14 protein-coding genes and 2 pseudogenes are annotated in these 18,665 nt (G+C 45.2%); 10 read left to right on the forward strand and 6 right to left on the reverse strand.

Translation table 11 applies throughout. The annotated features are described in order from the left end of the window. Window positions 1–33 precede the first annotated feature (33 nt). The 3 genes from QUA99_RS08025 to QUA99_RS08035 all read right to left on the reverse strand — a co-directional run bounded on the left by QUA99_RS08025 (window position 34) and on the right by QUA99_RS08035 (window position 1,721). Entirely contained in the window at window positions 34–672 is a 639-nt protein-coding gene (locus tag QUA99_RS08025; RefSeq protein WP_333235509.1) for a histidine phosphatase family protein, read from the reverse strand. A 259-nt stretch (window positions 673–931) separates the two neighbouring features. Next, window positions 932–1,111 carry a hypothetical protein gene (locus tag QUA99_RS08030; protein WP_333235508.1) on the reverse strand — a complete coding sequence of 60 codons (180 nt, stop codon included), beginning with the start codon at window positions 1,109–1,111 and terminating at the stop codon, window positions 932–934. Window positions 1,112–1,328: 217 nt separating this feature from the next. Further along, window positions 1,329–1,721, reverse strand: coding sequence for a hypothetical protein (locus tag QUA99_RS08035; protein ID WP_333235507.1), 393 nt, complete (start codon window positions 1,719–1,721; stop codon window positions 1,329–1,331). A gap of 673 nt (window positions 1,722–2,394) precedes the next feature. Between QUA99_RS08035 and QUA99_RS08040 the strand changes: the two genes are divergently transcribed. After that, the gene (locus tag QUA99_RS08040; RefSeq protein WP_333235506.1) at window positions 2,395–3,534 is read left to right on the forward strand and encodes a diguanylate cyclase; all 1,140 of its coding nucleotides are present in this window, start codon (window positions 2,395–2,397) and stop codon (window positions 3,532–3,534) included. 990 nt (window positions 3,535–4,524) lie between these two features. Here the strand turns inward: QUA99_RS08040 and QUA99_RS08045 are convergent. Beyond that, window positions 4,525–6,999, reverse strand: coding sequence for a phosphoketolase family protein (locus tag QUA99_RS08045; RefSeq protein ID WP_333235505.1), 2,475 nt, complete (start codon window positions 6,997–6,999; stop codon window positions 4,525–4,527). 601 nt (window positions 7,000–7,600) lie between these two features. Here QUA99_RS08045 and QUA99_RS08050 point away from each other — a divergent pair. The 7 genes and pseudogenes from QUA99_RS08050 to cruG all read left to right on the forward strand — a co-directional run bounded on the left by QUA99_RS08050 (window position 7,601) and on the right by cruG (window position 14,823). Continuing rightward, complete coding sequence (locus QUA99_RS08050; protein WP_333235504.1) at window positions 7,601–8,332, forward strand: glutathione S-transferase family protein; 732 nt, start codon at window positions 7,601–7,603, stop codon at window positions 8,330–8,332. 87 nt (window positions 8,333–8,419) lie between these two features. Beyond that, a complete protein-coding gene (locus QUA99_RS08055) occupies window positions 8,420–9,151 on the forward strand; it encodes a glutathione S-transferase family protein (RefSeq protein ID WP_333235503.1) in 732 nt (243 codons plus the stop codon). 87 nt (window positions 9,152–9,238) lie between these two features. Beyond that, the gene (locus QUA99_RS08060; protein ID WP_333235502.1) at window positions 9,239–9,505 is read left to right on the forward strand and encodes a hypothetical protein; all 267 of its coding nucleotides are present in this window, start codon (window positions 9,239–9,241) and stop codon (window positions 9,503–9,505) included. Window positions 9,506–9,694: 189 nt separating this feature from the next. Continuing rightward, window positions 9,695–9,970 carry a glutathione S-transferase C-terminal domain-containing protein gene (locus tag QUA99_RS08065; RefSeq protein WP_333235501.1) on the forward strand — a complete coding sequence of 92 codons (276 nt, stop codon included), beginning with the start codon at window positions 9,695–9,697 and terminating at the stop codon, window positions 9,968–9,970. A gap of 61 nt (window positions 9,971–10,031) precedes the next feature. Continuing rightward, window positions 10,032–11,588 carry a GMC family oxidoreductase N-terminal domain-containing protein gene (locus QUA99_RS08070; protein WP_333235500.1) on the forward strand — a complete coding sequence of 519 codons (1,557 nt, stop codon included), beginning with the start codon at window positions 10,032–10,034 and terminating at the stop codon, window positions 11,586–11,588. Window positions 11,589–11,788: 200 nt separating this feature from the next. Then, window positions 11,789–13,465: pseudogene (locus tag QUA99_RS33065) on the forward strand (transposase). Between the two features lie 146 nt (window positions 13,466–13,611). Then, window positions 13,612–14,823, forward strand: a complete 1,212-nt coding sequence (gene cruG / locus QUA99_RS08085; RefSeq protein WP_333235499.1) for a 2'-O-glycosyltransferase CruG — start codon at window positions 13,612–13,614, stop codon at window positions 14,821–14,823. Between the two features lie 77 nt (window positions 14,824–14,900). On the opposite strand, the gene QUA99_RS08090 is transcribed toward cruG, so the two are convergent. Then, the gene (locus QUA99_RS08090; protein WP_333235498.1) at window positions 14,901–15,539 is read right to left on the reverse strand and encodes a pentapeptide repeat-containing protein; all 639 of its coding nucleotides are present in this window, start codon (window positions 15,537–15,539) and stop codon (window positions 14,901–14,903) included. Window positions 15,540–15,596: 57 nt separating this feature from the next. On the opposite strand from QUA99_RS08090, the gene QUA99_RS08095 reads away from it, so the two are divergent. Beyond that, window positions 15,597–16,142 (forward strand): phosphatase domain-containing putative toxin, encoded by a 546-nt coding sequence (locus QUA99_RS08095; protein WP_333235497.1) that lies wholly within the window; start codon window positions 15,597–15,599, stop codon window positions 16,140–16,142. A gap of 358 nt (window positions 16,143–16,500) precedes the next feature. Here the strand turns inward: QUA99_RS08095 and blaOXA are convergent, their stop codons facing one another. Further along, complete coding sequence (blaOXA, locus tag QUA99_RS08100; RefSeq protein ID WP_333235496.1) at window positions 16,501–17,373, reverse strand: class D beta-lactamase; 873 nt, start codon at window positions 17,371–17,373, stop codon at window positions 16,501–16,503. A 495-nt stretch (window positions 17,374–17,868) separates the two neighbouring features. Between blaOXA and QUA99_RS08105 the strand changes: the two are divergent. After that, window positions 17,869–18,597, forward strand: a pseudogene (locus QUA99_RS08105) (IS1 family transposase). The last annotated feature ends 68 nt before the right edge of the window (window positions 18,598–18,665 follow it).

Consider the following 18,665-nt stretch of genomic DNA (forward strand, 5'->3'; position numbering starts at 1 on the left):
AGGGTGCGCAGTACGCGCACCTTACCCGCAATTTCAAGTACCCGGTAAATTGCGGAGAGTTTCATCCATGTACGATCGATCGCCCAAAACCTCCAGCAGCGGCCCGCGCACATCAAACTTGACAATACTGACAGAAGCTGCTAAAGCACTAATGCGATCGCGGTAACGTCCCAAATCAATCCCCAACAGACTGCACAGAATAATCCGAATAGTGGCTTTGTGGGAGACAACCAACACATTACCGCTCTTGTATTTTTCCTCAATTTCTGCAATAACTAAGGAAGCTCTACTGGCAATTTGCACCGAAGTTTCGCCACCGTTTGGTGCATTCCAAGCAGGTTCAGTCAGCCAGTTAATATAATCTTCTGTATATTCTTGTTTGACAGATTCTAATGTTTTTCCTTCCCACTCACCGTACTTAATTTCCCTCAATCCGTCGCGGACTTGCATTTCAATTCCCACAGCATCGCACAAAGGTTTTGCAGTAGCAATCGTTCGTTTCATGGGACTCACATAAACAGCATTCCAAGGCAATGTCGCGTAAGTTGTGGCAAACTGTGCTGCCATTTGAGAACCTTCGGCTGTTAATTCTGGGTCGAGGTCGCCACAGAAACCGCCTGTTTTGCTGTAAGTCGTTTCACCGTGCCGCAGAAAGTAGATTTTTAAGCTCATGAGTTAATTGTGTGTGAATTTTACTATATTAGCAAAAGAGTTTAAAAAACTCCTTCAAATCATCGAGAGCAGGATTATCCCAATCCCAAATATCTTTTTTGTGTTCCATAACATAATCAAACCCAGACATACTGCATTTCCTTCCAGCTTGTTTCTCTTCCTGATTTGAGCAAGTATCATACCTGAGATAGATGCTCACCCAGAATTTATCAAAACCTTTTCGGTCGATTTGCTTTCCCTGGTTTTCTATGCAATTTTTCTAACTACCCAAACAATCAGCATGAGGTGATTCTCTAGCCTTGATTGCCTTTAAAAGCGTTTCCAGTTCGCCTTTACCTCCAAAATTTGTAAAGTAACAAGCCAATTTTGCCTTTGTTCCATTATCTCCACAAATATCTATAAATTGTTTAGTGTTTGACAAAGTTTCAGATTCAAACACATGTTGTATACATTTATTTACTCATTGTAACTGTTCAGGCTCTGAATAGTTATCAATATCAATAACAATCCCGATATTTTCTAGATCTATTTTTTGAATCTCGGCTTCTAAAGCTTTTAAAGTAGTGATTAACTTTCTTTGAATAAAAATTTATTTTAATGAAAGATATTTTTCGTGTCGGCACTTTTTCCTGGGGCTAAGCTAGCTTGATTTTGGGTTAATTGGCCTTGCAGTTTACTTTTTTAGTATGGCGTTTCTCCTTTATCAAAATATTAGCAATTCCCCAAGTGAACAAGCCTGCACCTAACCTCAGAAAGATAATTAACATGAAGGTAGCAAAGGCGCTCAAACTGCATGGTTCATTAATGTTTATTACTCCCGGTTTCTCCTCGATCCAGTAGGGGGCGCTAGCTGCTACTACTCCGGCTACACCGATTCCTGCACCTACTACGGCTATGGTAGTTTGCAGGTTGCGATCGATCTCTGTTTGTTCGATTTCTACTATTCCTCGGATGGAGGCGATCGCGCGATAGAATAATTTTTGATCCGCTTCTAAATATCTTAAATTCGCTTTAATTTGACGCTGGTATTTATTCGATAGGCTTGACATCTGTTTGAAAAAAAGTCGTTCGTATTCTGGAAGTTTTGCTAGCTCATTAATAGTTATAAACTGTAAGACATTTGAATGGTATCCAAAAGTTATATCATGTCCGGTTGTATCAGTTGCGTGTAGGGGCGGGTTTAGCCGACAATTGTTTCATCAAACAAACAACTTTTCGTCAAAACCCGCCCTTACCAAGCGTGACCGATGCTAACGGACATGATATTATTGGCCGATCGCACAAAAAGCAGCCCAATAAAAAGGCGAAACAAAGGGTACATATCAATCTCTACAGCACATGCAACGTCTCTAGCTACACGAACCTTCGGTTTACCTCATACGGCTGCAATGCTCTACCCAAGCTACGAATGATTAGATCGATCGATCACCCTAAGTACGGAAGAGTCGGGTAATTTACGTAAATCTACTGTAGGATCGCTCAGTTTCCAAGTAAATTGATACTGATAGAAAACCTATCCGAAGCGTAACAAATGAACCCAGCTACACGAACCTTCGGTGTAACTCATACGGCTGCAATGCTCTACCCAACCTACGAATGATGAGATCGATATATCACCCTAAGTACGGGAGAGCCGGGTAGTATACGTAAATCTACTCTATGATATCGCTCAGTTTCCGAGTAAATTGGTGGTGGGAGAAAACTTATCCTAAGCGTAACAAAATGAACGTAGCTCTTATAAAGTTTCCTTTAACAAAAATTACAAATCTTGTTAATGAAGACACAACAAGCCAGTACAACCTAGCAATGGAAAAACTGCTCGTTGTTGTGCAAGAACTCTCGTTAGCCCGCAGCCTCGAAGATGTCATGGCGATCGTGCGAGTTGCCGCACGCCAACTCACAGGCGCAGATGGTGCTACCTTTGTCTTGCGCGACAAAGATCAGTGTTTCTATGCCGACGAAGATGCCATCGCACCTCTGTGGAAAGGGCGGCGGTTTCCAATGAGTATATGCATCAGCGGTTGGACAATGTTAAACCGTCAGCCAACCGTTATCCCAGACATCTATGAGGACGCTCGTATTCCCTACGCCGCTTATCAGCCCACATTTGTCAAAAGTCTGGCAATGGTGCCAATTCGGACAATAGACCCAATTGGCGCGATCGGCAACTATTGGGCACAGCCGCATCAACCCACTGACCAAGAGGTGAAGCTACTCCAAGCACTGGCAGATACAACAGCCGTCGCGATCGAGAACGTGCAGGTGTATGCCGAACTGGAACAACGAGTGCGCGATCGCACCGCTGAGTTAGAAGCTGTCAACGTCAGACTGATGCAGGAAATTAGGGATCGGCAACAAGCAGAGGAACAGGTGCGGCAATTGTCGTTGACAGACGAGTTGACACAGTTGCACAATCGACGCGGTTTCTTTGTCCTGGCACAGCAGCAGTTAAAAGTAGTCCACCGCCAGAAAAGTTCGTGCTGTCTCCTGTTTGTCGATCTAGACGGTTTGAAACAACTTAACGATAATATGGGTCACGAGGTAGGCGATCTGGCAATTGCAGATGCGGCTGAGATTTTGAAACGAACCTGCCGCAGTTCAGACATCGTTGCTCGTTTGGGTGGAGATGAATTTGTCATTTTTGCGCTCAACTACTTAGAGAGTGCCGAAGAGCTTGTAGTTCGCTTGCAAGCCAACATCGATCGTTTCAACCAGGAGAGCAACCGCTGCTATCAACTGTCTATGAGTATTGGCATCCAGTGCTGTATTCCAGACGGTGAAACCTCGCTGGAGCAATTAATAGCCCTAGCCGATGAATTAATGTACGCTCAAAAGCGCACAAAGAAGCGCGCAAATCGTTAAGCGGATGTGTGAACTACCTACGCGCAAGCTTGCTGTGAGTGTAGGCTTCTAGTATTCCTAAGAATTACTAGAACTTCCTTGGAGGTACTATTAGTAGCAGAGTCAGCTACTACATACAGGATTCCTTTTAAAGAATGATTGCTACTTCGTCAGCATCATCAGCAATAGAAATTCTATCAATATTTATTGAACCGCGGGAACTAGCTATTAAAGATGACTGGAAACGTTTTTTTTCATTACCTACTTAATTCTACCTATTCAGACTAAACGCCCAAACCATAAAACAGATAGAAATTAGTAATAAACCACCTATTCTAATTCTTGGTGTATGGATAGTGCTGGTGTCAGATTTGATTGAGAAAGCAATGTAAACTAACGGGGCAAGAACACCAATCTGAATCAATGAATTTAGGTAAAAATAATAGTTGAACGGGTTTAAAAAACCAGCACTGGGAAGCAGACCAAAAGAAAGTTTGAACGTTTCGGTGCTGAAGGGTCAGATTACAGGTAAGCTGTTAACTCCCGTAAGGAGATCGAGAGCGAGATGGGAAAGCCCTGCTAAGATGACTTGTTGACTGCGAGTGATGAGGGTACGTCCTTTGCAACCAAAAAGTGCCAGCACGAGAATTGTGCCAAATGGTAGCAAAAGGCTGAGCAAAAAAGAGTGAGTAATTCTTATTTCTTGATAATTAACGGTTAACCGCAAAGGCGGATGCAATAACAATTAGCCAGCCCAACCAATACCTCTTGTTATGTGATGTTGGCTGCTTTTCGACAGAATACGCGCACATAGCAGCTAGACTGTGACCCAGGAAAGAAGACATTCTTATTCTCTATCAACGTTATGCCAGTTTAACGCCAGCATCCGATCGCGCATCCCCCTCACTTCACTGCGTCGCCCCACTAAGATGACCATTACGGCAGATTTATTCTAATACAAATGGAATCCCGTCGGGACACGGCATTGCCGTGTCCCTACCCAAAATATCGCTAGCCCGGTGCACCCGATCGCACGGTTTGATCTCCTGTCGTTGTCGGATCTTTCGTTTCCTTCGGCGCTTCCGACGCAACCGCGCCCGCGTGCGGCCACTGCCAGTCGCGGATTTCCGGCATATCATCGCCGTGTTCATTGATATAGTGCCTGTGTTCGATCAGCTTGTCACGGATAGCTTGTTTGCCGTAAGCTGCGACAGAACTCAGTTTCGGAACGCGATCGAGTACATCTGCAACTAAATGGAATCGATCGAGGTCATTAATCACCACCATATCAAACGGCGTCGTAGTCGTTCCCTCTTCCTTGTAACCCCGAACGTGAATATTCGGGTGATTTGTCCGGCGATAAGTCAAGCGGTGAATCAGCCAAGGATAGCCGTGAAAAGCAAAAATCACCGGCTTATCTTTCGTGAACAAAGTATCAAACTCCTTGTCAGACAAACCGTGGGGATGTTCGCTAGCAGGTTGCAGCGTCATCAAATCCACCACATTCACCACCCGCACTTTTAAATCGGGATAATCTCGGCGGAGAATGTCAACAGCAGCCAAAGTTTCCAGCGTCGGAACATCACCCGCGCAAGCCATCACCACATCTGGTTCGCCGCCTTTATCGTTGCTAGCCCACTCCCAAATGCCGATGCCGGCGGTACAGTGTTTAATCGCAGCATCCATATCCAAATACTGCAATGCCGGCTGCTTCCCTGCAATAATCACGTTGACGTAGTGGCGGCTGCGGAGACAGTGATCCGTTACTGACAGCAAAGTATTCGCATCCGGCGGCAAATAAATCCGCACAACCTCGGCTTTCTTGTTAATTACGTGGTCGATAAAACCCGGATCTTGGTGAGAAAAACCGTTGTGGTCTTGTCGCCAAACGTGAGAAGTTAGCAGGTAGTTGAGAGAGGCGATCGGTCGGCGCCAAGGAATGTGACGAGTAGTTTTCAACCACTTGGCGTGTTGGTTGAACATCGAATCGATGATGTGAATAAATGCCTCGTAGCAGGAGAAAAAGCCGTGGCGTCCCGTCAGCAAATAGCCTTCCAGCCATCCCTGACACATATGTTCGCTGAGGACTTCCATCACCCGGCCGTCGGGGGAGATGTGGTCGTCTTCGGGCAAAATTTCTCCCGCCCACACCCGGTTCGTCACTTCAAACACCGGATCGAGACGATTTGAGGCCGTCTCGTCAGGCCCGACAATGCGGAAATTGGCGTTTTCCTGATTCAGTGTCATCACCTCTCGCAGGAAGCGGCCGGAAACGCGGGTTGCTTCTGCCATTACAGTGCCCGGTTTTTGCACCTCAACGGCGTAGTCTTCAAATTTCGGCATTTTCAAGTCTCGCAGCAGCAGGCCGCCGTTAGCGTGGGGATTTGCCCCCATCCGTCGATCGCCCTTGGGTGCGAGTTCTGCCAATTCGGGAATTAACTTGCCCTTTTCGTCGAAGAGTTCTTCCGGCTTATAGCTTTTCATCCAATCTTCGAGGAGTTGGACGTGGCCCGGCTTAGAAGCCATTTCCGAAAGTGGGACTTGGTGCGATCGCCAATAATCCTCAGTTTTCTTACCGTCAACTTCCTTCGGCCCCGTCCAGCCTTTGGGAGTTTTCATCACAATCATCGGCCACTGGGGACGGCCCGAATAGCCCTCCGTCCGGGCTTTTTCCTGAATCGCCTTAATTTCGCCGATCGCGGTATCGAGAGTTGCAGCCATCAACTGGTGCATGGTTTCCGGGTCTGAACCTTCCACCCAATAAGGTTTGTAGCCGTAACCGACCATCAAACTTTCCAATTCCTGGCGCGGAATGCGGGCCAACAGCGTAGGATTGGCAATTTTGTAGCCATTCAAGTGCAAAATCGGCAACACGGCCCCGTCGCGAACCGGGTTGAGAAACTTGTTAGAGTGCCAGCTAGCAGCCAAGGGCCCGGTTTCCGCTTCCCCGTCGCCGACAACGGCCGCCACAATCAAATCGGGATTGTCGAAGACTGCCCCGTAAGCGTGGACTAGGGCGTAGCCGAGTTCGCCGCCTTCGTGAATCGAACCGGGGGTTTCCGGGGCGACGTGGCTGGGGATACCGCCGGGGAAGGAGAACTGTTTGAACAGCCGTTTGATACCCTCTTCATCTTCCGAAATGTTCGAGTAATATTCGCTGTAAGTGCCTTCGAGATAGGTGTTGGCGACCAAGCCCGGCCCGCCGTGTCCGGGGCCTGCGATGTAGATGGTGTTGAGGTCTTGGGCTTTGATGATCCGGTTGAGGTGAACGTAGATGAAGTTTAAACCTGGAGTGGTGCCCCAATGTCCGAGGAGTCTCGGTTTGACGTGTTCGATTTTGAGGGGTTCTTTGAGTAGCGGGTTGTCGAGGAGATAGATTTGTCCGACGGATAGGTAGTTTGCCGCCCGCCAGTAGGCGTTCATTTTTTGTAGTTCTGAGTCGGAAAGCGGCTTTAATTGCGGGATCTCGGTTGTTCCTAGCATCATCAGCGATTGACTCCTAAGTTGTGCTTGTTTTGTAAAGTGCGATCGATCTTGTAACTGAGGCGGGATATTATTTTGTTACTGGTGACACTGTTTATTTTTACTCCATGTTTTGCAAGTAAACAATTGAATTGTATATCGCTTTTCTCTCAATCAAAGTTTAAATCAACGTTAATTTTTGGGTCACAAGCGTGCAATTTTGACCGAGGAAAGCTGGGTTGTGGGGGGTAAAAGCCTTGGGGTGTAGTGTAAAAAAGATACTTCTCACGGTAGAGGTGAGAATTATTTATATGTGAAATTATTTCTTCGGGCTGCTTGCCGATGAGCTGTTAACTTCTTTCCTGCTAAAGTTTTGTATATTCGCTTAGGCTCTAAAACTGAGAATCATCCGTCAGTTGTTGAGCATAGATATATTTTGATTAAAGGGTGCAGGTTGTATTCCAGAGCGACAGGGCAAAGCGATTAGCGCCGAGCGCAACTCCCCAGGAACCACATTGATTAGGGCGATCGATCATCATTACTTGAAGCAGCACGGCGACTAGCAAAAGCATCTTTATTGGGTTGAAGCGACAAATCATATAACAGCACCAGCGAGGTCTTGACAATGATTACCTTATACACCTCACCCTCTCTCTGGGGGCTACCCAGCATTAGCCCAGCCTGTCTAGAGCTTGAAACTTGGCTTCGCATGGCAAAGCTGTCTTACAAAAGCGTTATCGTAACAACAGACAATGTTGAGTTAGCCCCAAAGGGTAAGGTTCCGTTTATTGAGGATCAAGGAAAGCTAATCGGTGATGCCAGCTTAATCATTGAGATACTCAAGCAAAAAGAAGGGATTGATCTTGAGGCAAGCTTGACTGCTACAGAGCGATCGATCTCCTTGGCATTCCGCCGGATGCTCAAAGAAAACACTTACTGGGGAGGAATTCACATTCGCTACAACATGGAAGAGAACTGGCGACACTATCGAGAAGTAGTAGCGAACATTCTCTTTCCTGATGCTCCAATAGAAGCTTGGGAACCGTTTATCAAAGAGTTCCGACGAACCATTCTATCTCAAATGTATAGCCACGGTATGGGTCGTCATAGCAGTGATGAAATCATCCAGATTACCTGTGCTGATTTCCAAGCCCTCTCAGATTTTCTGACAGACAAACCGTTTTTCATGGGAAACCAACCCACAACATTAGATGCAACAGCTTACGCCTACATTGGTAATTTCATTAAGGCACCCTACACAAGCCCAATTGTTGACTATGTTCTCCAGCTATCTAATCTCTGCCAGCACTATGAGCGAATATCTCAGCAGTTTTTCAGTAGCCAATCATTAAGTTAAGCAAATCTCGTTCATTCCTGGCTACATCAGTGCATTACAGACAAGGAAAGCGATAAATCTTTTAACTGCATAAAGGAGTTTGAGAAAATGATTACCTTATACACCTCACCCTCTCTTTGGGGGCTACCCAGCATTAGCCCACCCTGTCTAGAGCTTGAAACTTGGCTCCGTATGGCAAAGCAGCCCTACAACAAAGTCATCGTGATAGCACAAAGTTTTGAGCTTGCCCCCAAGGGTAAAATTCCCTTTATCGACTATCAAGGTAAAATTGTCGGTGATGCTTTCTTAATCATCGAAATGTTCAAGCAAACAGAAGGGATTGATCTTGATGCTAGTTTGACTGCTACAGAGCGATCGATCTCTCTAGCATTCCGCCGGATGCTCAAAGAAAACACTTACTGGGGAGTAGTTCACATTCGCTACAACATGGAAGAGAACTGGCGACACTATCGAGAAGTAGTAGCGAACATTCTCTTTCCTGATGCTCCAATAGAAGCTTGGGAACCGTTTATCAAAGAGTTCCGACGAACCATTCTATCTCAAATGTATAGCCACGGTATGGGTCGTCATAGCAGTGATGAAATCATCCAGATTACCTGTGCTGATTTCCAAGCCCTCTCAGATTTTCTGACAGACAAACCGTTTTTCATGGGAAACCAACCCACAACATTAGATGCAACAGCTTACGCCTACATTGGTAATTTCATTAAGGCACCCTACACAAGCCCAATTGTTGACTATGTTCTCCAGCTATCTAATCTCTGCCAGCACTATGAGCGAATATCTCAGCAGTTTTTCAGTAGCCAATCATTAAGTTAAGCAAATCTCGTTCATTCCTGGCTACATCAGTGCATTACAGACAAGGAAAGCGATAAATCTTTTAACTGCATAAAGGAGTTTGAGAAAATGATTACCTTATACACCTCACCCTCTCTTTGGGGGCTACCCAGCATTAGCCCACCCTGTCTAGAGCTTGAAACTTGGCTCCGTATGGCAAAGCAGCCCTACAACAAAGTCATCGTGATAGCACAAAGTTTTGAGCTTGCCCCCAAGGGTAAAATTCCCTTTATCGACTATCAAGGTAAAATTGTCGGTGATGCTTTCTTAATCATCGAAATGTTCAAGCAAACAGAAGGGATTGATCTTGATGCTAGTTTGACCCCCGTTGAGTGATCGAGCTCTCTAGCATTCCGCCGCACGATCGAAGAAAACACTTACTGGGGTGCAGCCGAGACTCGCTTCGGTATAGAAGAAAACTGGCAGCGCTATCGAGTCTTGGTAGCGCGGGCGCTCTTCCCTGAGGCCCCTCTAGAGGTATCAGAACCGTTTGCCGAAGAGTTTCGTAAAACCACGATCTCTCAGATGCACAGTCATGGAATCGGTCGTCACACTCAGGAAGAAATCAGTCAGATTATCTTTGCAGATTTTCAAGCCCTCTCAGACTTTCTGGCAGAAAAACCCTTTTTTATGGGAGATAAACCCACCACATTAGATGCGACTGCCTGCGGTTACATTGATAATTTCCTGCTGCCACGCTACAAAGGTGCGATCGTTGACGATCTTCTTGGGCGATCGCATCTTTGCCAGCACTACGAGCGAATAAATCAGGAGTTTTTCAGCAAGCAGTTGTTAAACTAATCTATTTCCATTCATTCCTGACTTAATTCATTAATTACATACAGCAGAAAAGGAAAAAGTTATGACTCAATACGATTATGTTGTCATTGGCGCAGGCTCGGCAGGTTGTGTGGTTGCCAATCGCCTCACCGAAGATGGTGAAACAACAGTATTATTGCTCGATGCGGGCGATCCCGCGACTAAGCCGGAGATCCAAAATCCTGTGGATTGGATCAAGCTACTCGGCAGCGAAGTAGACTGGGCATATTTCACAGAAGAAGAACCCCATCTCAACGGGCGCAAAGTCTTTTGTTCGCGGGGAAAAGGCTTGGGTGGCAGCAGTTCGATCAATGCCATGATTTACATTCGAGGCAACCGTCACGATTTCGATCGCTGGCAAGCATTGGGCAATCCAGGCTGGAGTTATCAAGACGTTTTGCCCTACTTCAAGAAATCGGAAAATCAGCAGCGAGGCGCGTCCGAATTTCACGGTGTTGATGGATTGCTGAACGTAAGCGACCCAATCGATCTAGTTGTAACCTCACAGCGATTTGTAGAAGCTGCTGTCTCCTTAGGATACGATCGCAATCCCGATTTCAATGGCGCACAACAAGAAGGCGCGGGACTGTATCAGTTGACGGTTAAAGATGGGAAGCGGCACAGCGTAGCGGCTGCATTTCTGGTGCCGATTCTCGATCGCCCCAATCTAACAAGTCAAACCGGCGTATTAGCGACGCGGTTATTGTTTGAGGGAACCCGCGCAATTGGAGTAGAGTATCTGCACAATGGTGCTATCGAGCAAGTTCGAGTAAATCGGGAAGTGATTCTCTCAGCAGGTGCGTTCGATTCCCCTAAACTGCTGATGTTGTCTGGAATTGGCAATGCAGAAGAATTGCGATCGCTAAATATTCCCGTAGTTGTTGATTTGCCAGGAGTCGGTCATAACCTCCAAGATCACCTGACTGTCTCAGTGGCACACCAGTCAACTCAGCATTTGCAACCTGCACTAACCAGCAATATCGCAGAACCTGGATTATTCTTACATACAGAAGGACGTTTAGATACGGCACCTGATTTGCAGTTTTTTTCTGGCCCTATTTTGTGGGTGCCTCCTGCCTATGCCCGCGAAGGTCCGGGATTCGCTATTACAGCCTGTGTCACTAATCCTCAGAGTCGCGGCAATCTCAAATTGCGTTCTGCTTCCCCTCTAGACCCACCCTTGATTCGGATGAACTATCTCCACAGTGAATCCGATCTGCAAAAACTGGTTGCCGGGATTAAAATTAGCCGCCAGTTGTTCCACTCAACTGCCTTTGATGAGTTCCGAGGCGAGGAAGTTGCTCCCGGTGCCGATGTCTCTAGCGATGAAGCACTTGAAGCTTACATTCGAGAAGCGTGCGACACTATATGGCATCCTGTCGGAACGTGCAAGATGGGAACTGACCCCATGGCAGTAGTAGACCCCGAACTGCGGGTATATGGTGTTCAGGGGTTGCGCGTTGTTGATGCCTCAATTATGCCAACCCTGACGACGGGAAACACGAATGCACCCACCATCATGATTGGTGAAAAGGCAGCCGATTTGATTAAAGGCGCAGGGCGTATTTTAGATCGAGAATTGGAATTAACAAAGATTTAATGATGTGAAACCGAATGTTGGAAAGCTGGCGATGGCAGCTTTCCAATTCTCACTTTTAGACCTTCAAGCGGAGTTATATAGGGCTTGCCGAAAAAGCCTAAAACCTTTACAGAAAAAGACTTTGACTGGTTTGAACGCTCCGCGTGTGCAAGCTTATGAGCTAAAATCTGTCCAAAGCCTAGTACAACATCACTTTTGTAATGTACCGAAAAGTTGACCCAACCCCAAACCCGCCATCCAACTTTGACTTGCCTTTTGAGGGGCAATTGTTAGAAGATAATCGTTGGGTAATCATGGCGAAACTAATTCCGTGGTCAGCATTTGAAGCAGAATATGCTCAAAACTTTTCCGTAGATATGGGCGCTCCAGCGAAATCTTTTCGGATGGCATTGGGAGCATTAATTATTAAAGAAAGGTTAGGAACCAGCGATCGGGAAACAATAGAACAAATCAGAGAAAACCCATACTTACAATACTTTATAGGCATGACTAGCTATAGCAGTCAAGCACCATTCGACTCATCAATGTTGGTTCATTTTCGACAGAGAATAGGTGTCAACAAGGTCAATAAAATCAATGAAAAAATGGTCAAAGAGCAGACCGAAGCACCAGGCAAAGTAGTCGATAAAAAGTCATCAGGCATGACTCGAGCCGAAAAATCAAGGAAAATTAATATTAGACGCAACCTGCGCGCCAGCCGACATTAAATATCCTAACGACTTAGGAATATTGAATCAAGCCAGGGAACAAACCGAAACGGGAGCATCTCACTTTTGCAGTTAAGCTAGAAATTGGAGTTTTAAGGCCCGAGGCTGCGGGGCAGGAGGCAGGAGGAAAGAGGAAGAAGGAAAGAGCCAGAAGAAGTGTTTTTACAAATATGAGATGCTCCCACCGAAACAATCATAGATGCTTTGCACACTCAAATTCAGTCACCCGTAAAAAAAAACCAAGAACTTATCGAAACCTAGCCAGAAAAGAATACTTTACAGTAGCAAAGAAACGAAGACCCTCACAAAAAAAACGAAGAAAAGCGATTAAAAAACAACTTCAATATATCAAAAGAAATTTAGCTCATATCGAGGCTATGGGTGAGCTAACGTGGCTGACTAAATATTATAAAATGCTATTAGTAGTCACAGAAGTCTACCGTCAACAGTTATGGATGTATGAAAATAAAACACATAGTATTGAGGACAGATGGGGTAAGTTTAACACAACCACACATCCGCCCCATCGTCAGAGGGAAAGCTGGGAAATCCGTTGAGTTTGGGGCAAAGCTGTCAGCCAGTTGTCGTAACGGATACGTGTTTTTAGACCGAATTAGTTGGGATAATTTTAACGAGTCTGTAGACTTAAAAAAACAAGTAGAAGAATTTAAACGGTTCACGGGATTCTATCCTGAATCAATTCATGTAGATCGAATTTATCGAACCCGAGCAAATCGAGCGTGGTGCAAAGAAAGAGGGATTAGAATGAGTGGCCCCCCTCTAGGAATACCCCCGACAAATATCAGCAAGTCAACGAAAAAACAGGCTCAGTCAGACGAGAGAATTCGTAACTCAATTGAGGGAAAATTTGGAGAAGCTAAAAGAAGATTTAGTCTTGGTAGAGTGATGGCTAAACTTTCTAATACTTCTGGTACAGCCATCGCCATAACTTTTCTGGTAATGAATCTTTCCTCCCTGCTACGGCAGGCTTTTTGGCTTTTTTTCTGTTTATTTCACAACAAAAACCTTTGCTTAGGTTTTCTGCCTTTAAAGATGAGAAATAATTATGTTTTGTCTCAAAAAAATGAGGATAATTTATATTTTTCAGATAATAGCAAATTCACTCATCTTTCTAAAGGCTGTTTTCAGACTTTTTCAGCAAGCCCTTGATATTATTCCCAATTCCTGTAATATGTTTGAGGTCAAAATTTTATTAAATTTTTTAAATTGATATTAGTTACCAAAAAAATCAACTGTAAATCAGCTCCCAACCCATATCCAGTAAGTCCTTCCAAATTCTTCAATTCTTCAACAGTATGGTTTTGCCGATCGCCCCTCACTTGTTCTCCCAACCGCTGACAACTATCATCGCTGTCGCATTCCTGCTGCTGCAATTACCCGCTGCAGCCCTTCTGATGTCGCGCTTGATTAAAGGCCCATCGCGCATCCCGCCCCTGGAACCGGATTCGCCGACGCTGGATTTGTTGGGTGCTTGTACTGCGGTAGTACCGACTTTGAACGAAGCCGATCGCATTTCGCCTTGTTTGGAAGGATTAAGCCGCCAAAGTTACGAACTCCGAGAAGCGATTGTGGTTGACAGCTATTCGGTAGACGGAACCGGAGATTTAGTCAAAGCCGCCGCACAAAAAGACCCCCGGTTTCGCTTGATTAACGACGATCCGCTGCCGGCGGGTTGGGTAGGGCGTCCGTGGGCGCTGAATGCGGGTTTTTTGGCAAGTTCCGAGAAGTGCGAGTGGATTTTGGGGATAGATGCCGATACTGTGCCGCATCCGGGTTTGATTGCGAGTTTGCTCAAAACGGCGAAAGCTGGAAATTACGATTTGATTTCGCTCTCGCCGCAGTTTATCCTCAAGTATCCGGGGGAGTTGTGGCTGCAACCTGCTTTGTTAATGACTTTGGTTTATCGGTTCGGCCCGACGGGGACTGGCGGGGATGTGCCGGAACGGGTGATGGCGAACGGTCAGTGTTTCTTGTGCAAGCGCGAGGTTTTGGTGGCATTAGGGGGCTATGAGGTCGCGAGGGGTTCGTTTTGCGATGATGTGACTTTGGCTCGCTATGCTGCTGCTAAGGGCTTTAAGGTGGGCTTTTTGGATGGGGCTAAGGTGTTGAAGGTGCGGATGTATGAGGGGGCGATCGAGACTTGGAATGAATGGGGTCGATCGCTCGATTTGAAAGATGCTGCTTCTGGCGCTCAAATCTGGGGCGATTTGTGGCTGTTGCTAGCGGTTCAAGGTTTGCCGGTACCGATTGTGTTGTGCTATTTGCTGTTTGGTTCGCTGCCGGCGGTTGGTGTATTTCCACACTTTTGGCTGTTGGGATTGAATGTATTTTTGGTTGCAGTGCGATCGGCTTTGTGTTTGGCGATCGCACCTTCCTACGATACAACTGGGGCATCGGGTAAATGGCTGTTTTGGCTGTCACCTTTAGCCGATCCGCTGGCGTTTTTGCGAATTCTAATTTCTGCGTTGAATCAGCCTACTCAGTGGCGCGGCAGGAAGTATGAATAATCCTGGGAACGCGGGGCATAAATAAGTCGCTTATTTTGTGGGATGGGCATCCTGCCCGTCCCGATGTTGCCCAAATTTTACTCAACAATCGCCCCATCTAAGGAAGTTTTTCTTAAGTCTGTTCTCGCTAAATTTACACCTCTTAAATCAGCACCTGTTAAGCAAGCATTGCTTAAATCTGCATAACTCAAATCAGCACCTCTGAGATTAGCCTCAGATAAATTTGCTCCTGATAAGTTCGCCCTCACCAGTTGCGATCCACTCAAATTGCTGCCACTCAAATTTGCCGATTGCATTTGTGCTGCCATTAAGTTGGCTTTGCTTAAATTAGTGCCGCTGAGGTTAGCCAAATTTAATTTAGCATAACTCAAATCAATGTTTTCCAAGCAAAGTTCGCTCAATTGCGCGCATCGCAAGTTAGCATTAATAAAAAACCTGTCTCCAATCCCATAACGGCGCAAAAATTCGTCAACTGCAAGCCGAATTAAAACCGGTTCGCAAGTATTTTGGTAGCACCACGATGTCTCCAGCAAACGGGCGGCTGCTTCAATTGCTACCTTGTCGCATTTAGAGAGTACCAAACTATTGCACCCATCCCACTCACCGTTGAGCATGAATGCCATCTCAGAAGCTGCTGCAATTGAGTCGCATAGCAAAACGGTTTCTGGTTTGGGTTGCAGCCAGTTCATTAAACCGATCGAGCTCTTGTTTTTCACTGTTGATTCAGGATTTGTGCGTCTTTCTTAATTATAGGTAAAAATATTGAAAACATTATGCACAAATTCGCTGTGGCTTCAGAGAATGAATTAATTGTGTTTGGTGCAGCCAGACCGGGATACCGCGATGCAGAAGTTGCTGGGTGGATTGAATTTATGCAGGGGCATAATATCAAGCAAGTTTGTTGCTTGCTTGCTCAGACGCAACTCATCCGCTACACTGATTTACTGGGAACATATCGGAACATCTTTGGGTGCGATCGAGTTTGCTGGGCACCGATTCCAGACTTTGAATTGGTCGATCGCGATATTTTAATCGATCGCATATTGCCGTTCTTGGAATCTGCAAATAACAAAGGCGAACGGGTGGTAGTTCACTGTTCTGGGGGGCTCGGACGTACAGGACAGGTTTTGGCTGCTTGGTTGGTCAGCGGGCGGGGATTGTCTAACAAACAGGCGATCGCAGCAGTAAGAAAAACTGGCAGAAATCCCTATGAAGCAGCGAGCGTAGCTTGTTTAAAAGGTCGAAACCCCTGGCTAGTCGTTGAAGAACTTAATGCTCTCTTAGATGATTGTCGCCTTGCTACGAGAAATGATATATAGCACTATAGCAACTATATATAGCAAGTCTATTTGAGTCATGAATGTAGAATAACCTGAAACGCTTGTGATGATTGAATCGATTGTTTACAAATCAAATGGTTTTGCTATATATAGCAATCATCGCATCATTTGTGAATTTCTTACTCCCTCCCCGCGAGTTCGGGGAGGGTTGGGGTGGGGTAAAAAGTTTACGACTCCTGCAAGGATTGCTATATGGGCCAATGGCGTAAGTCCTAAAAGATTTAAAAGACTCCGCTTCCTACGATCGAACTCAGGCATCGCATAAATGGGTGTTTTCGCTCTCACTGTTAGCCTATCCGCTGGCGTTTTTGCGAATATTAGAGAACAAATAACGCACTTACAGCAGCGCCAGATCCTTGAAGCAACGGCGCGTTAACTCGATTCTTGCAGGTGCGTCATTTTGGTTGCGGATGTCAATGTTTGTAGCAAAAAAGTAAACATTTTTATCCTTTTCTAAATAACCTACATACCAGCCAAGTTGAGGCTTTGTTTGTTCTCCAAAGCTTGCCCAGCCTGTTTTTGCCCTAATTGTGTAATCGGGAGTTTGTTCAACAATTATGATGTCTTTCACCAGAGATAGCGAACGCTCAGAAAATGGTAAGTCATTTTTGTAGAGACGGCGGAGAAATTGAATTTGCTCGTTGGGTGTGATTCGCAGTTCTCCCTCTAACCAGAATTTGTCAATATCGTCTTTGTTACCGATTTTTTGGTTGCCATAACCGACTTTAGCTACCCATTTTTGCATTTGCTCGTGTCCGACTCGGCGGGCGAGAACTTGGTAAAACCAAACGGCGGAAAGTTTTATGGCTTCTCTCATGTTCAAGTCTCGATTCCATGCGGGAACTTGCCTTTGAATTCCATCCCAAGTTAGAACGGCAATTTCATCTGAAATTACCCCTGTTTCTAAGGAAATCAGAGAGTTGAGAATCTTAAATGTAGATGCAGGTAAAAAAGCTGTGGCGTTACGCTGCGGGTTGTGTTGATAAAGCCGATCGCTGTTCAAATCGTAAATCGCGATCGACCCTTCAACTCCTAATTCTTGAAAGTGCCGTCCAAAATTCATTGTCTGAGCAACATCTCCTCCGCGTCGTGGAGATTCTTGCACGGGAGGTGGCACGGTTAAGGCTGATTGCGGTGGCTGAACTAAAACAAAAGTAATGCAGCCTAATACAATTAAAACAACAGCGATCACACGAGATATTCGGTTCATAAACTTCGATAAGTTAGCAAAATCACAGGCAGTAAGGTAACAGGGGCGATCGACTTGTAAGCTGCGTCTGACTTACGCTGTCTGCGAAACAATTAGGATTTGTCCCTGACGCACTCTACTATATATACAGCGGTTCTCAAAAAACTGAGGTATGCCCTATGTTCTATGCCCTATGCCCTATGCCTAGAGTACCTCATATGAGAGCTCGAAAGCCTATATGTGCCAATTGCGTAATTACTTAACTAGAAAACTGCCATAATAGTTAAGGCGACCAAACAGGTTAACTGAATTACTAAGCTGAACAACCAAAACTTTGGATCGAGGCCAGGGATGTGAACCGCTGAATGTACAAGCCGAAATAGAATGTACACAACAATCAGCAAATCTACTGCTGTTCTTGAAACACCCCTAACTGTTAGAAGGAAAACGGTAGTCCTGCACAGTCAGGAATATTTGTTATAATTTACTTATTTGCTCTGCCTTAAGTTTTCGCTTATGAAATGTCCCCGATGCGATTCTCAATATCTTGTAAAAAATGGTCACACTCACAAGGGCAAACAAAGTTTTAAGTGTGGAGATAGTGCCAGACAATTTGTGAGGGGCCCCAGACCTCAGCCAATTTTTGAATAAACAAGAAAGTTGATAGGTAAATTTTTATTATAAAAGATATCTTTGGCTGGAATTTGTAGGGGGACGGGGGTTTAATAAAGATGGCTGCAATACTATGTTAACAAAAAGTTGGGAGCAGTAAGCGAGACAAGTAGAAGTGAAGTTAAAAAACAGAATTAACTAATTATTAAATATAATGATATGGGGTCATTTATTTGTAGAAAATAAGGGTAAAAAGCAGTGGATTTGATTGCCAATTGATGTATTTACTTTCATAAATTGTAGGAGTATATATTGGCAAAAGAGAGCGAAGTGGTGTTCGAGGACTTTGGGATTCACGTGCCAGCGGTATATCGTCAATGTGCTGTAAGCTATACAGACTTCTGTCCTTTCTTATGGGATAGTTTTTACTCAAAAAAGACAGAGAGCAGTTGGAAAGGATGCTGGTCAGACAAACTATACTATATAGAAATGTTTAATAATGCCGCGAAAAAAATATCTCGACTGGTGAGAAAAACTCTTTCATTTTCTCAAACACTCTCCAATCATATTGGGGCTATTTGGTATTTTATTCATGAGTATAACGCCACTTTATCTATCAAAGAAAACTCGTAATTATACTGACTATGCAGGACTACCCATTATTTTTGCGTTAGGCTAGCTTGTAACACGGTTGCCTATCT

The sequence above is a fragment of the Microcoleus sp. F10-B2 genome (genome assembly GCF_036704965.1).
In the GTDB taxonomy this organism is placed as follows: Bacteria; Cyanobacteriota; Cyanobacteriia; order Cyanobacteriales; family Microcoleaceae; genus Microcoleus.

Bases quoted from the DNA above. Each gene is read 5' to 3' on its own strand.
- QUA99_RS08040 (WP_333235506.1), top strand. From the start codon at position 2,395: ATGAACGTAGCTCTTATAAAGTTTCCTTTAACAAAAATTACAAATCTT.
- QUA99_RS08060 (WP_333235502.1), top strand. From the start codon at position 9,239: ATGATTACCTTATACACCTCACCCTCTCTTTGGGGGCTACCCAGCATT.
- QUA99_RS08065 (WP_333235501.1), top strand. From the start codon at position 9,695: ATGCACAGTCATGGAATCGGTCGTCACACTCAGGAAGAAATCAGTCAG.
- QUA99_RS08095 (WP_333235497.1), top strand. From the start codon at position 15,597: ATGCACAAATTCGCTGTGGCTTCAGAGAATGAATTAATTGTGTTTGGT.
- cruG (WP_333235499.1), top strand. From the start codon at position 13,612: ATGGTTTTGCCGATCGCCCCTCACTTGTTCTCCCAACCGCTGACAACT.
- QUA99_RS08045 (WP_333235505.1), bottom strand. From the start codon at position 6,999: ATGATGCTAGGAACAACCGAGATCCCGCAATTAAAGCCGCTTTCCGAC.
- QUA99_RS08035 (WP_333235507.1), bottom strand. From the start codon at position 1,721: ATGTCAAGCCTATCGAATAAATACCAGCGTCAAATTAAAGCGAATTTA.
- QUA99_RS08070 (WP_333235500.1), top strand. From the start codon at position 10,032: ATGACTCAATACGATTATGTTGTCATTGGCGCAGGCTCGGCAGGTTGT.
- QUA99_RS08025 (WP_333235509.1), bottom strand. From the start codon at position 672: ATGAGCTTAAAAATCTACTTTCTGCGGCACGGTGAAACGACTTACAGC.
- QUA99_RS08055 (WP_333235503.1), top strand. From the start codon at position 8,420: ATGATTACCTTATACACCTCACCCTCTCTTTGGGGGCTACCCAGCATT.
- blaOXA (WP_333235496.1), bottom strand. From the start codon at position 17,373: ATGAACCGAATATCTCGTGTGATCGCTGTTGTTTTAATTGTATTAGGC.
- QUA99_RS08050 (WP_333235504.1), top strand. From the start codon at position 7,601: ATGATTACCTTATACACCTCACCCTCTCTCTGGGGGCTACCCAGCATT.